The following is a 14786-nucleotide window of genomic DNA, read 5'->3' as shown; positions in this document are numbered from 1 at the left end:
CAACCCCTTTAACTCTCATGTCTCACTTGCTGTTTTACAGTTCTCTGTGGACGGCCCAGTCTTGAAAACTTGACTGTTTATCCGTCTCTTCTTTGTAATTGTGCTTATTTTACCTAGAATCCGAGCGTCGAACTACGTCCCTTTTAGCTAAAAAAAAGCACAACCGTTTGTCGATTGTGCACTAATGTCTCCTATTAATGTCATGTTAAATTACATTCTAAGACATAGTTCGCTATTTTTCGACCTATATCTACCATAAAGTTCATCGTTGATATTGCTGTAGAAACAAATGTCCGATTGGCAGGTCCTACACCTCTTGTTTATCCTGCTTCATGTAGTAATACACAAGACACAGATGACAGACAAATTGCTCACGCGGGTGATTCAGGTCGAAGCCCGTAATGTCCCGTATTCGCTCCAGTCGGTATTTCACGGAATTCCGGTGAATATAGAGGCGGTTTGCAGTCTCGATCAGGCTGCCTCTGCTCTCCAGATAATAAAAAAACGTACGCAGCAAATCCCCGCTGTGTTCATCATCATAAGCACGCAATTTCCCCAGCTTCCGTTCAAACAATGCCGCAAAACCTGGATCATTCGCCGTTTCACTCAACAAATGATATACCTCTACGTCCTCAAACCGGGTTGTACGCCCACCGGACAAGCGGGAGGATACGAGCAGGGCATTTCTGGCCTCGCCATAGCTTTGATGCATATTCCAAAGTGGAACCTGGGTGCCTACGCCTGTCCTGAATTGTCCAAGCTTGTTGGCCGGATCTTCGAGCCATAGCCCGATCGTATCAGACCAGGATTGAACGTCATCTATCCATACCGCATCCCGGGACTCCGGTGTTGGCAAGAAGAGCACCGCCCTGTTGGTCCGAAACTCAATATGAGGCGCTACCCTCCGTTTTCTGGCCTCCTGACCAAGCAATTCGGTCAATAAGTCTTCATCCGGAGCAGTCTCACCTTCCATCACGGCAACTTCCCATAAATGCTCCGGATTCATGCCAAGCTTGCGACCTCTCGATTCGGCTTCATGTGGCAACAGCAGAGGTGGTGTCAGCAGTTCGTCAATGAAGTTGCCCCGAAGACGCAATTCGGTATCTTCCGCCACCTTGTTTCTCATCAATTCCAGGGATAATACTAATCTGGCTTGCTCAATACCGACTTGTTCCATTTCATCCAGGGAGTCCTTGTCCACCAGCAGTCGGGCAACCTTCCGCCGATCGAGATTTATCTCCCATACGAGTGGGTCCACAGCTTCTTTCCAATCATAATCCGGCGGTGAAGACACAATCATCTGACCAGCATTGTCGATAACACCCACGGGTGCCTGAAGCAGCTCAGCCACATTGTCCCCCACCGCCTGTATTCCGCTGTTTTCAAGTACCATGGTCATCAGTGTCCGATATACTTCCTCTGACCTGCGGAGAAGTGCGGCCTGTCGATCCAGTACCAATTCCATAACAGGCTGCGTAATATCCATGTAGGGTATTTCCGGAGGAATTTCAATGATGGGCAGGCCGCAGTCATTACTGGCTGCAACGGCTTCTTTCGGGATTTCTTTGAGAAAACGCGCAGGCTTGATAGCCAGAGCAGCCGCCCCTGCTTCATTAAGTGTATAGATTAGTTCTCCGAGCAAGCCGGGATTATCACGAATTGAATAGGCTGTCGTCAGCATAAGCATGCCTTCTCGCAACCACCCTTGCAGATCGGGCACCTCCATAATATCCACGAACCGCACAACCCGATCCAATCCCTGGTGCCCACTAATGACTTTGGCCTTGCTGAGTATAGGAATATTCAACAGTTCTTTCAATGTTATACCTGTCGTTTTCAAACCTATCGACCACCCTGAGCCAGATTTGCAAATCATTTTTGCATACTGTATCTAATTTTTTTGGATAGTTTACCAGACTATCTGATCAAAAAAAACGGGAATTTCTGTGATATCCGTATGTTATGTATTCATTTTATAAATTATAGTATTAACAATACGTTGTTAGTAGAAGTTAATTGCATGGAAAATAAATTCATTACTTTATCGCTTCACATTACAAAATAGGATAATTATATCCACGCTCCTCGCACACCTGCGCCATGCTATTCCAAGAGCCCCGATAACACCTTATCCAACACAAATAACGCCGATGCAGTTATACACATTGCATCGGCGTCAACATCAAATTAACCCAAATATAAAATCATCACATATCCACATCCGGCATTCCATAGATCAGACATTCAACGCAGACACAGCTGCTCCCAATGAATAGATCGGGTCAAGCGCCCGGATATGCAGTTCTTTTTCCACTTCCAAGGCGAATCCCATCGTTGCAAAACCTGTACACGCAAGAACAATGGACTCGGCGCCCTCCGCCTTCAGTCTTCTGGCGGCTTCCATAGCCGCGATTCGCCCCTGTGGCGTGTTGAGATCCAGCGTAGTTACCACACCTTCGGGACGCTCCATCCCAATATAGGCATCACCTAGTATTCCTCGAATTAGATGAGGCACTTCCTCAAGGATGGTCAATACACCTACACGCGCCGCTGAAGTGAGCGCAAGATGTGCTGCACATGATCCAGCACCATAGACTGGGATGTCAACAGCGGCACGCATTTCTGCGAGAGCCGGATCGGCTGCACAACTGATACCGATGGAGGTACAGCCTTCCTGTTCCAGTTTTCGTGCCAGATCCACAATTTTGGGAATCGATTCAAGCTCTGTGGCCTGATCATATACCCCCAGCGGTTGATCGGGAATGCAGCGACTCCGAACCTGAATGCCATAACGTCCTTCAATCAATGCCCCGTGTCTGTGGATATCTTCTTCATGATGAAGCGTAATCACTCTGATAAGACCCAACATCAGCATTCCTCCCCAGGCTGTGGATATCTTGTGCATATGTTACCCACAAACTGTTGATAGTTACCCCCGGTTATGTGGATATCTCTTTATATATTGTGAATATGTTGTGTATTTGTCGCTAAAACTACCGCGTAATTTACGCATTGGTCCCCACTGTGGATATGTTGTGCATACGCTCTCATTCACTTTTTTTTGATCTACAAGGTTATCCCTTGAATATTCTGCTCTGTTATTGATCGAGCAGTTCTCCCTGACGCATAATCAACACATCATCAATGTACACATCCGGCTTCTGCACAACGGCATCAATGTGAACACCTGCTGCAACTGTGCCGCCAAAGGTATTATTACTTCCAAAAGCAACATGAATCGTACCGTAGACTTTCTCGTCCTCCAGGACAACACCTGTAATTCGGGCCTTGTCATTGGTGCCAATGCCAAATTCGCCAAGAATCCGACCATCCCCTTCACCCAGCATGGATAACAACTTGTCTCCTTCAACGCCAGTTGCTGTAACAAGGCGCCCTTCTCTAACTGTCAGTAGAACAGGTTCACTGATCGCACCTATTCCTGCAATTGAGCCATCCACCAGGATTTCACCCTCGCCAATGCCTTCAACGGGGGCGATGTACGCTTCACCGGAAGGCAAATTGCCGGATTCACCTGGATTGAGGTACATACCTGTGCTCGGCACGCCATTACGACCCTGAATGGAGAACGACAGCTGGTGTCCATCTTTTTCGATACGGACACTTCTCCCTGCACTCAGCATGGCCGTAACCTTATCTGTCAATGCCTTCACTTTGGGATATTCTGCGGTAATGGCTCCGTTCATGAACATATCGTCCGTCATGCCCGGCATCGTAGCTACCCGGGTTCCAGCAGCTGCCGCCTGTTTACGCGCCTGCGTATGGGTTAATGAATAACGAGTTACGCACACTGCGACATCTGCACACTTCATCGCTTCGGCAATCGGCGCAGGCGGCTCTTCACCGGATTTGCTCCGTTCCTTCATCACCATTAGTACCGCATCTGCTCCCAGTGCCTTGCCTGCCTCATATATGGACTCGGCCAGTTCTCTCTTGGCATCATCCGCTACGACAGCCAGTGTCTCACCACTGCGAAGTCCAAGGCATTCCACCAAAACATTTTTACTGACGTCAATTCGTTGCTGGTTCATTGGTTCGTCTCCTCCTGTGTCAGACCATTTCCGCTACTAGCTTCCCCATTAGAGCATTCGACAAAATGACCGGGATTCCTGCGCTGGCATTGGCAACCCACTGACGGTGGCGCTCATCATACCCCATGCAATCCAGTAAAATAAGTTCAACACGCCCCTTTAATGATTCCGTCGCCTGCCGGAACTCAGCCTCCCCGGATGTATAGGGAGAAGCAGCGGCAAACGCAGGCTGGACCAGGGAGGAAAACTTCAAATCAAGCTGTCCCGCTTGCTCTGGCAATGGTCCGATAAGCCCCAGACGGCGGCCATCGGCCATCGCCTGTACGGCTGGAGGAATAATGCGGTCAGGCTCAATGAGGTGCACCTTGGCTGAACGCAGACCTGGAAAGGAACCTGTGCACAGCAGCAGAATATTGGGGACACCCATTGCTTCGAATTCACGAATCTTTTGATTCAGCATCGGTCTGATTTTTTCACGGGATACGATAGCCGCACTGTCATCCTGCAGACGGGAAGTGAGCACATATTCACCAGGTTCCGGGGCCAGCGCAGCAATCTGAGTTGCCGACAGCCCGTCCAGCACTCCGACCTGAAGGAGTTCCGCCCGCCCCTCCAGATACTTTTCTATGACAGGCGCAACATCGGTTCGCGGAGCTTGTCCAATCGTAATCATGCCAAGCTGCTTGGTCATCTTATTGCCTCCTACATATCAGATCGGCTGTAGAAGCCACGTATGTCCACAGCATTATTTTCACCTGCCGCTTCAACCGTGAACTTCTCGACTAAACTATGCAGACGGAGCTGCCTGGATCCCTGGGGTCTGAAGTACTTTCATTGATCCATACAGACGAGTAATCAGGTTATATTCCTCCACATTGTAGAAAGAACAGGTGCCATTCGTGAATTCCTTGGCTGTCTCCACGACCAAACGAACTGCGCTTGCAATGTCAACCTCATGGCTCGCTCCTGTGCCGCATCCCGGAACTGCGGATTGAGCAGTTACTGCTACGCCTACAACAGGTGCGTGTGTAGCCACAGCTGGCTGTAAAATGGAATTGATATGGTATAAGTCATTGCCGTATGGCGTAATATCCTGCGTCGTAATCGGGAAAGTCACAGGCAGCTGCCCTGTGGTCATCTCCATAATTCGGAGCAAATCATCGCTCACCCGTAAAATATATCCCTCTTTCACCGTTGGCGAAATGGCGATGCCTTTATGGTTAATCACCCGGTTTCCTTTGGTTGTATCAATGGACAAAATGGCTTCCATCTCAGGCAGAACCTCATGTTCGTTCATCTGCAAAATGTCGACCGGAGAGTCCATAAAATCAACCGGTTCATGCGGAAGCGTGGGAGCATCCGGACAGATATGCGTAGTTACAATGACATCCCCTTTAAGCGAATCACCCTTGGTCTGCATATCGGCGAGCTTCAATCCTGCTGCCACAGCAGCAACGGCGCCATCGGCATCCGAGACGAGTCCGATGCGTGTAGGACGGGCACCGATTCCACCCAGTCGTCCGACAATCCCCATGGTCGGGGCCTGCCCTCCCGACAGCTTGCCTTGTGTACCAGGGATGATGATTTTAACAAAATCCGTGCTTCCCTTTTCCCCTTGTACGGTCAGCACTTCAACGGAAACCTGTGGGTATTGAACAAATAGTTGCTTTACACTTTCACCATTTACATAAGCGCTGTCCAGCGCGTCCAGTGCCAATAACGTTTTTTGAAGTGGCATTGTACACATCCTCCTCTTAGCTGTTGATCTTGAAATCAAGTCTATCGCAGTTCAGAAGAGGCTCACAATGTACTGCCTTGCCAAAATGAGCATCGTTTTATTGTGCGACAAGTATAAATGGAAGTGAAAATAACGTTTTCATTCCGTTTATCTAACTGTATGTGTAATATAATTTAACATTTTATTATCGAGCGACTTGAATATCATGTAATTTTGGGAATGCACACTTCATTTCTTCGCATACCCTCTTTTCATTTGCCACTCCACAAGCAGCGAAGCAGTTTCTTCCGCATGAAACAGGGGAAATTGGTGCCCATAGGGAAGTTCCACATGTTGAACGGAGGAATGGATATTTTCGGGGCGCGCGTATCCCTTATCGTTTGTCCCCCAAACCATAAGTGTGCGCTGCGCATCTGCACTTGTCTGCGACACTTTATCATTTGAATGAGACTGTATCCAGTGGAGCAAATCAGCATTCGCTCCTGCGATGCGGGGAGACTTCAAACCAGAAGAAACTCTTCTCGCATAACCTTTCAGCAGGGTTGGATTGATCTCCGAAACATCTGCTCTTTTTAACTGTCCAGCCACTTGCTGTGGAGTCATCCGAGATAACAGTCCTTGCAGCATTCTTCTCGGGAGCCTTGATATCAGGCGCTGCATTCCGTCCTTCGGAGCTCCCCATACGGGTTGCAGCATAGCAAGCTGGATATTTTCACGTTCACTCTCCTGCATCACCGCCGTGGCTATGGCTGCCCCAACAGAATGTCCTACCAGTTTGACCGGACCTTGTATCTCATCCAGCACACTTCGCATCGCTTCGACCTGCCCTTTGAAGGCCGCACCTATTATCTTGTTCCGATGAACCGGAGAACGCCCAAATCCGGCAAGATCCACAAGCCATACCGGGTTTCCCGTTATACTCCATAGCGCATCTCCCAGCGGAATCATATCGTCAGCACTGCTCATCAAACCATGAACAATCACCCACGGCTCCCCTTGACCCTCATGGAGCAGCGCCGCAAGACTGCCCTTACGTGCCCGAGTCCAGCTCTGAGGCAGATCCTCCTGTGCAGGATAGCTGAAACGATTATCCAAATCGGCTGTTACGTACGGCAGTAGCTCGCTAACTTCAGGCAAGTTTAGTCCCATTCGCTGAAACAACCGCTCCGTTTGCTGAACTTCAAACTCCTGTTTGGTAATAAACGCGATTGATTCAGGCGGTATCCCGCTGATCTTTGTGCCACCAGCCTTCATCGCTGCATGGATCATGGGCAGGGGCACTGACCATCGAGGTGCAGATACATCCAACTCTGCCGCCAGTAACCGAATCAGTTCCTTCATATCCGGACCGTCCGCTTTTCTGGACAACAAGGGATATGTCCCGCCGGATGGATGACTGTCCTGAGTCAGAAAAACAAGGGTCTTTGCAACCACATCATTGGATACAAGGGGCAGCCAATGCTGTCGACCACCAGGAATCACCGGCATTCTACGCCTTCTCATTGCCTGTATCATCATGCCAATTCCACCCGTTTGTTCGGTTGCCCCTGTAGGATATGGACCCACGATTGTACTCGGGTTAACAACAGATAAGACATACGAATGCTGCTCAGCGTGCTGTCGAATATAGCGGTCCGCTTCGAATTTCATATGTTCATAAGCACTTTCCGAATGGAAGGATTTGCTAATCAATGACTTCTGACCGCTCGACTTATCCCCAACATCTTCATTCGTTGAAGATATAGGCGGAGAATCCTTCCTTCCATACGGACTCATAAAACCAACCACGTGGATAAAGTGCCTCAATCCTTGTTTACGCTGGATTTCTTCGGCCAATTCGGCCATCCCTCTTGCTCCATTCATAAAAATCTGTTCTGCCACCTTCGGTTGCAATGTGACATCCATCGTCCCACCTGCATGAATTATGACATTGGCCTGAAGAGCACGTTCACGATCAGCTTTGGTCAGTCCGAGGCCAGGAGCTGACAGATCTCCCTGAATACAAGTTATTCGGCTGAAATCCGTTACTCCGTATGCATTCAGAACCATCCTCGCTTTGGATTCCGAGCGTACAAGCAGTAATAACTGCACTTCACTGTGCCCAAGTTGTTTTACTGCCTCCTTGCCTATAAATCCGGTACTGCCTGTCATCAAAATAGTGGTTGATTCAGTCGCTATGTTGTTCTTAGCTGGATTGGAATCAGTCTTACCTCCTGCGTTTAATGATGATGATGAATTATGTATACTCATTTCTAATCTCTCTCCCTTTTTAGCATTATTTATTTTAGTACTATACAGTACTAGTTATGATCAAAAAAAGAGCTTCGTTTACCGAAGCATCTGACAAAATGTACGTGCTGACTGTTCAATTATCCCTATATCACGTGCAGTCTCCGCGAGTACAAGTGAACCCTCGAATGCAGCGATAAATAAAGCAGCCGCGGGTCCCGGCTCAATCCCTTTACGAAATTCGCCACGATCCACCCCTTGCTGCAACAGCTTTTCCATCATCGGCTGCAGCTCACGGAAGAAACGGGCTATGCTCTCTTTCACTTCGGGTGCGCTGGCTGGTGTCTGCATATACAATGTAATAAACGGACAACTCCCTTTATAATCGCGCCCTTCCATGCCTGCGGACAGTAAGGCCATAAACGAATAGATCCGTTCTGTGACCTCTCGTTCACGCTGACTGAGCAGCAGGTAGATCTCCGATTCATACTGGGCAATCCAGTACTGCACCACGGCCTGGAGCAATTCCTCCTTGTTTTTGAAATGGTAATAAATATTCGATTTGGATACCCCGCTTGCCCGCACGACCTCATCCATGCTGACATAGCTGTAACCCTGACGCAAAAATAACTGAGCAGCCACTTCGACTGCCTTGGTCCGATTAACCGGATTGGAACTTTTGGATTTCATAGAAGCAGAATTTGAATTTGAATTTTTCATAAATAGAACTATACAGTACTAATCAAACAAATACAAGTTATGTTGTTAACAAAAGATGATCTTTGCCCAAATATTTCTCGTACTTGTCCACATTTAGAACATTGTACACACAGGATATCCACATATAGTATTAACTCTGTGTTAAATATGTCATTGGGCCTCACCATATGATGGAGTTATCCACATTTCAAGAGCGGGTTCGCCATTTGTTCTTCCATTCGGCAATGATGATGGCGTCCACTTACAATAAAACAGGCCAACCAGAATGAAATTCTGGCTGACCTGTTCGAGGCTCGAGATACTCGAAATATGAATTACATAATATGAACTGTCCATCGAATCAAATCAGTTGCGAATGGCTCCAATAGCCTGTGGATACTAGTATGTGGATAACCATTCAAGGATGAGACAGCACTATTTTACTTATACACTTATACGGATAGCTCATCCGAGTGATTATTTTTTCAGACTATCCCAGTTTTGCTGCAATGCGTCAAGCAGGGCTTTTTTGTCCGATTTGCCTGCTACATATGCCTGAATCGTGCTGCCGAATTCTTGTGGAACACCCTCAGGGAAACGGTTAAAGTTCCAGCTTAATGTTTTGTTTTCCTGGCTGTATTTCATGATATCCGTTGCGAGGTCACCCAGATCCTCTTCGGATGCCTGAATGGAACTGAATGCCGGGATAAACTTGAATTCTTTGGTCATATACTGTTTCCCGATGTCGGATGTGACGAGCCATTCCAGAAACTCTTTCGCTTCCGGTTTCACTTGCGAATTCTTGTTCACAACCCAGTAGTTCGGTACGCCAACAAACAATTTGTCGTTCGGTTCATTCGTAATTGGCATCGGCAGAATGCCGAGATTCAGATTAGGATCAATGCCATCAATTTGTACCTGCGTCCAGTTCCCTTGCTGCATCATCGCTGCTTCCCCACTGGCAAACAGGGTTACCTGAGTGTTGTAGTCGGTTGTGAGCGGGTTTTTGTTGCTGTATTTCAGCGTCAAGTCGAGCAGGTTCATCCAGTCCGTGAACACCTGATTGCCAGGGATTTTCTCCGTACCTTCGTTAAGACCTTGAATAAATTTCACCGGATCTGCCTGATTCGCAAATGCCACGTTTACGTTATGATTGCCGAGTACCCACCATTCCTGATATCCATTGGAGAACGGGGTAATGCCTGCGGCCTGAAGCTTTTGTGCAGCCTGATCCAATTGTTCCAGTGTCGTTGGAATTTCAGTGATGCCTGCTTTTTGGAAGAGGTCTTTGTTATAAATGAAGCCATAGCCTTCCAGTGCCAGCGGCTGTCCATACAGTTTGCCGTCTTTGGTCATCGGCTCTTTGGCAACTTCAAGCACATCTTTTGCCCATGCTTCACCTGACAGATCCTCCAGGTATTCGAGCCATGTGTCCAGCTCACGATAACCACCAACGTTGAAAATGTCCGGTTGCTCGCCAGCAGCGAACTTGGCTTTCAATGCAGCACCGTAGTCACTGCCGCCGCCCACGGTCTGAATGTCCAGCTTAATTCCTGGATGGGAGGACTCATATTCCGCTTTGAGACGGTTAAACGCTTCCGCAATTTCGACTTTGTACTGGAATATTTTAATCGTTTTGTCTCCTGCAGCAGCCTCTCCGCCACCTTGGGTGTCTGTGTTGACAGGACTTCCACTCTTATCTCCGTTGCCACAACCCGCAAGCATTACAGAAAAAGCAATCAGCATAAGCAACGTCAACTTGGTCATTCTTTTCATACATACACTCTCCCTATAGTAGTTTCAGTATAACAGCTTCGTTGCATTTTTTAGCCACCAGGATGCAGGCGGCGATTGATTCACAACCGAAATTCCGCAAGTCGTTAACCCCTGCACTTACTTAGTGATCTCGTTCATCCAGTTTAACGAACCCAGCGCACGCTAATCGCTCCTATTTGCTATGGTTTGCATTCTAACGAATCCTGGAAGCGTTATTTCGCCGATATGGTCGATTTTTAAGGTTCTGATGCCGTTTTGCACCAGACTAGCGTTACTGAGGTTCGTTAAACTTTGCCATGCCTCAATTATTCACCTCATAAGATGCAGTGAGTTCGTTAGAACGTTAACCCATGTTTTTATCTTTTTCCCAGGAGTCAGGCTCACGCTATGCGGGCCTGACTCCCCTTGCACACCTCCATGCGAGGTCGGAGCGGAGGGATCATGATGCGCTGGAGGAGCGAAGCGCTCGCCTTTGATACTCGGTGGCTTCTTTGCCTTCATTCATTCAGGCCACCGAGGAGCAACAGCGACCGTAAGCGCTCATGATCCCGGAGTGGACTTCCCTCGCACTCCCCCACATGATCCCGGAGTGGACTTCCCTCGCACTTACCCTTTAACTGATCCAGCGGTAATGCCCTGAATGATGTATTTCTGCATCAGCAGGAAGAAGATGATAATTGGCATGATGCCAAGTACCAGTGCAGGCAGGGCAAGATCCCATTGCTTCGTATATTGTCCGAAGAGCGCAAAGGTCGCAATCGGAATGGTACGCAAATTGGAGCTTTGCAGAATCAGGGATGGAAGCAGATAGTCATTCCAGATCCAGAGTGTATTCAGGATGATGACGGTTACATACATCGGCTTCATGAGCGGGAATACAATCCGGAAGAACACGCCGTAGGCGGAGCTTCCATCCACCCGAGCTGCCTCTTCAATTTCGAGCGGAACTGATTTGACGAATCCGTGGAACAGGAAGATGGACATCGGTGCGCCAAAACCAAGATAACAGATGATGAGTCCGAAGAGGCTATCGATCAGTCCAAGATTACTGGTTACGGTAACGAGTGGAATCATGATAGACTGAAACGGAATCACCATGGCGGCAATAAACACGCCGAACAAAATCCGGTTGAAGCGCGTATCGCTGCGTACCATTCGGTAGGCGGCCATGGAGCTAATCAACACGAGCAGCAGATTGCTGACTACGGTGACGATGAGCGAGTTCATCAGGGCTGACGGGAATTTAATTTTCTCCCAGGCGTTTGCATAGTTGCCCCATTGGAACACCTCCGGCCATGCGGCCGAATTGGTAAGCAGGTCACCGAATGTTTTGACTGAATTGACAAACAGGAAGTAAAACGGAACCAGGAACAATAAACCAATGAGCACCATAACAATCTCGGTTACAATGGTACTGAAGCGGTAATTTTTTGACGTTTCCATCTATGCCTCCACCTCCTTGCTCTTCGTCACACGCACCTGAATCATGGTGATAATGGCAACGATGACGAAGAACACAAGTGCTTTGGCTGTACCGATGCCGTACCGATTATTCACAAAAGCCTCATTGTAAATATTCAGCGCTACCGATTCTGTTGATCCAAACGGTCCGCCTTTGGTCAGCGACAGATTGAGATCGAACATTTTGAATGACCAGGAGATGGCAAGGAACAGACAGATTGTGACTCCCGGCATAATGAGCGGAAAAATAATGCTGCGCAGTACCTGCCAGCGGCTGGCACCATCAATTTCGGCAGCTTCCAGCAGATCGGGTGATACGTTGGTCAAGGACGAGATGTAGATAACCATCAGATACCCTGCGGTCTGCCAGACAAATACAATGACGATACCCCAGAAGGCGGTCGGCTCGTCTCCCAACCATGGGAGGTTGAAGAAGGACCATCCGGTTACGTCGCCTACTGCTGAAAACCCTTTCACAAATATGAACTGCCAGATAAAGCCGAGTAACAATCCACCGATCACGTTAGGCATAAAAAAGATCGTGCGCAGAAAGTTTCTCGTCTTGAGCGGCTTGGTCAGGAAATACGCCAAGAAAAAACCGATAACATTGGTCAAGATTACACCAACCACGGTGAAGCGCACCGTAAACCAAAACGCAGATAGAAACTTGGGATCATTCGCAAAAATTTGCTTGAAATTGTCGAATCCTACCCAATGAATGTTCGCCGACACCCCGTTCCAGTCGGTAAAGGAATACACCATGCCAAGCAGGAAAGGGACCACGATAATGAGAATAAAAAAGACGATGGAGGGACCCACGAACACAAGCTGCTGTAACAGCTGTGAAGATTTGCGATGCTTCATATCGTTCTCCCCTTCTATAGATGGATGAAATTGGTCTCTTGTTCTATTAAACTCCAATCTCGCACAGGGAAACACCGACCCTGGTGAACAGTTGGGTGTAAAATATTGTCCTTTCTTAACCTGCAACCAGAAGGGGTGTCACGATGTCAAAATACTACAGCATTCGCACCAAGCTAATCGCTTTTATGCTCATTGCCACAACCATTCCGCTGCTGGCATCCATCAGCATGACGTTTATCCAGACCAAGACCGCCCTGCGCGAGCAGGCCGTCGCAGAGAACAAACGCCTGATTTTCCAGGCGTCCACCAATCTCAACAATTACGTGGATAACGTGGCAAGAGCTTCGCTTGCTGTGTACAACGATCCAAATTTTCTACGGAATCTGGCGAAAATCCCTGGCGACTATCGTGCAGTTGCCGAGGTATACACCACCTTGCAGACGATACGTTCTGCTGTGCCCGATGTATTCCAGCTGTATCTGCACTCCTTTGCTGCCAATCAATCGACATTAATTGCGAACCCTTTCCCGAAGCGGGAAGAGCGCAAACAGGCCTACTCTGACTCGCTTCATGGAAAATCGGACGCTAAAAGTCAGGATATCTGGGTCGAATCAGCGCATCTTAGTCATTCCTATGGCTTCAAGGCAGCGTCAGCGGATGATCCTCCAAGAACAGTGATTACCCTTCACCGTGTGATCAAGGATGTGCCATCAACAGAACGATTAGGTGTGCTCGCCATCGATTTGAACATGGATACCATTGCCGAAATCTGCAGCAGACTGTATGATCCGACAAAGGAACAGATCTATGTCATCGACAATCAAAACCAGATTATTTACGAGGGGAAGTCGGAAGTCAGCGGAACGGATGCATTACGGCAGGAAGCAGCGACTGAGCTGAATTCGGCACGTTCCAGCGCAGGGACAGCACAGACCGCTTCAGGTCATTTTGAACAGGATCATTCCATGTATGTGTACCAGCAGTTAGGAAGCCAATTTGCAGACTGGACCATTGTTAAACAGATTCCGAATGAAACACTTTACGCGAGTGCCACCACCTTAACGTGGAATAATGCCATGATCGCTATTGCCGCACTGTTATTGGTCATCGTGGCAACCCTGTTCATCTCGATCCGGATCACCGGACCGCTCAAGCAATTAATGCGTTATATGAACCAGATTCAGGCAGGACGCCTGCATGTGGATATCCGTTTAACGAGTCGGGACGAGATCGGTGTGCTGGCCCGTCATTTCCGGGATATGATGGATACGGTGAACAACTTGATTTTGCGGGAATATCGCCTTGAAATAGCGAATAAAACCAATCAGCTCAAAGCGCTGCAAGCCCAAATCCATCCCCATTTTCTGTATAATACGTTGCAATCTATCGGTACACTGGCGCTTCAACAGCAAGGACAACGGGTGTATGTGCTGCTCTCTTCCCTATCCAAAATGCTGCGCTACAGCATGCGTGACCAGACCCGGGTCACTTTGAACGAAGAAGCCGAGCATGCACGGCTCTATCTGGAACTGCAACAAGAGCGGTTCGCTGACCGCCTGGAAGTTGAACTGGATTTTGCCGAAGATACCCTGCGCGCCGAAATGCCGAGGATGACCTTGCAGCCTTTAATTGAAAATTACTTTAAGCATGGAGCAGATGTTCAGCCTGGCAAAGGCAGGATACGCATATCCAGTCAGCGAACGCCGGACGATTGGATTCAGATTAGGCTGGAAAATAACGGGCCATGCATTCCCGAAGAGAAGTTGTCCGAGATTCAGCGTTGGTTGCGTCCGGCATCCATATCTTCCGATTCCTCTCAGGAACCGGACGAGACTGAGTCGATTGGATTGCGTAACGTGATGCGCAGACTGCAACTGAACTCACCTCCGGGATACAATGCGACGCTTACGATTGGCAATATGGAACCGAATGGCGTAGAGATCACAGTCAAAATATACGCGGGAGAGTGA

The 14786-nt window shown here is 48.3% G+C and carries 11 protein-coding genes; 1 reads left to right on the top strand and 10 read right to left on the bottom strand.

The annotated features are described in order from the left end of the window. Positions 1 to 307: 307 nt before the first annotated feature. The 10 genes from MKY42_RS02955 to MKY42_RS02910 form a co-directional block, all read right to left on the bottom strand. Positions 308 to 1840 carry a PucR family transcriptional regulator ligand-binding domain-containing protein gene (locus MKY42_RS02955; protein ID WP_339848433.1) on the bottom strand — a complete coding sequence of 511 codons (1533 nt, stop codon included), beginning with the start codon at positions 1838 to 1840 and terminating at the stop codon, positions 308 to 310. 396 nt (positions 1841 to 2236) lie between these two features. Further along, positions 2237 to 2869 (bottom strand): aspartate/glutamate racemase family protein, encoded by a 633-nt coding sequence (locus tag MKY42_RS02950; protein ID WP_090904204.1) that lies wholly within the window; start codon positions 2867 to 2869, stop codon positions 2237 to 2239. 229 nt (positions 2870 to 3098) lie between these two features. Further along, positions 3099 to 4049: an aminopeptidase gene (locus MKY42_RS02945; RefSeq protein WP_179261914.1), complete on the bottom strand. Its 951-nt coding sequence runs from the start codon at positions 4047 to 4049 to the stop codon at positions 3099 to 3101. A gap of 19 nt (positions 4050 to 4068) precedes the next feature. Continuing rightward, a complete protein-coding gene (locus tag MKY42_RS02940; RefSeq protein ID WP_339848431.1) occupies positions 4069 to 4740 on the bottom strand; it encodes an AroM family protein in 672 nt (223 codons plus the stop codon). A gap of 96 nt (positions 4741 to 4836) precedes the next feature. Continuing rightward, a complete protein-coding gene (locus tag MKY42_RS02935; RefSeq protein WP_090904202.1) occupies positions 4837 to 5787 on the bottom strand; it encodes a DUF1177 domain-containing protein in 951 nt (316 codons plus the stop codon). 228 nt (positions 5788 to 6015) lie between these two features. Beyond that, a complete protein-coding gene (locus MKY42_RS02930) occupies positions 6016 to 8037 on the bottom strand; it encodes an alpha/beta fold hydrolase (RefSeq protein WP_339848430.1) in 2022 nt (673 codons plus the stop codon). 78 nt (positions 8038 to 8115) lie between these two features. Further along, a complete protein-coding gene (locus MKY42_RS02925; RefSeq protein ID WP_339848428.1) occupies positions 8116 to 8706 on the bottom strand; it encodes a TetR/AcrR family transcriptional regulator in 591 nt (196 codons plus the stop codon). A gap of 486 nt (positions 8707 to 9192) precedes the next feature. Continuing rightward, positions 9193 to 10491, bottom strand: coding sequence for an ABC transporter substrate-binding protein (locus MKY42_RS02920; RefSeq protein ID WP_090904199.1), 1299 nt, complete (start codon positions 10489 to 10491; stop codon positions 9193 to 9195). A 606-nt stretch (positions 10492 to 11097) separates the two neighbouring features. Further along, complete coding sequence (locus MKY42_RS02915; RefSeq protein WP_076290578.1) at positions 11098 to 11934, bottom strand: carbohydrate ABC transporter permease; 837 nt, start codon at positions 11932 to 11934, stop codon at positions 11098 to 11100. Next, on the bottom strand, positions 11935 to 12816 hold the full coding sequence (locus tag MKY42_RS02910) for a sugar ABC transporter permease (RefSeq protein ID WP_063567994.1): 882 nt from the start codon (positions 12814 to 12816) through the stop codon (positions 11935 to 11937). Positions 12817 to 12959: 143 nt separating this feature from the next. On the opposite strand from MKY42_RS02910, the gene MKY42_RS02905 reads away from it, so the two are divergent. Beyond that, on the top strand, positions 12960 to 14786 hold the full coding sequence (locus MKY42_RS02905; RefSeq protein ID WP_339848425.1) for a sensor histidine kinase: 1827 nt from the start codon (positions 12960 to 12962) through the stop codon (positions 14784 to 14786).

Source organism: Paenibacillus sp. FSL W7-1088, from assembly GCF_037969855.1.
Classification (GTDB): Bacteria; Bacillota; Bacilli; order Paenibacillales; family Paenibacillaceae; genus Paenibacillus.
The sequence above is the reverse complement of the archived record's forward strand: the minus strand, read 5'-3'. Positions and strand labels throughout refer to the sequence as shown.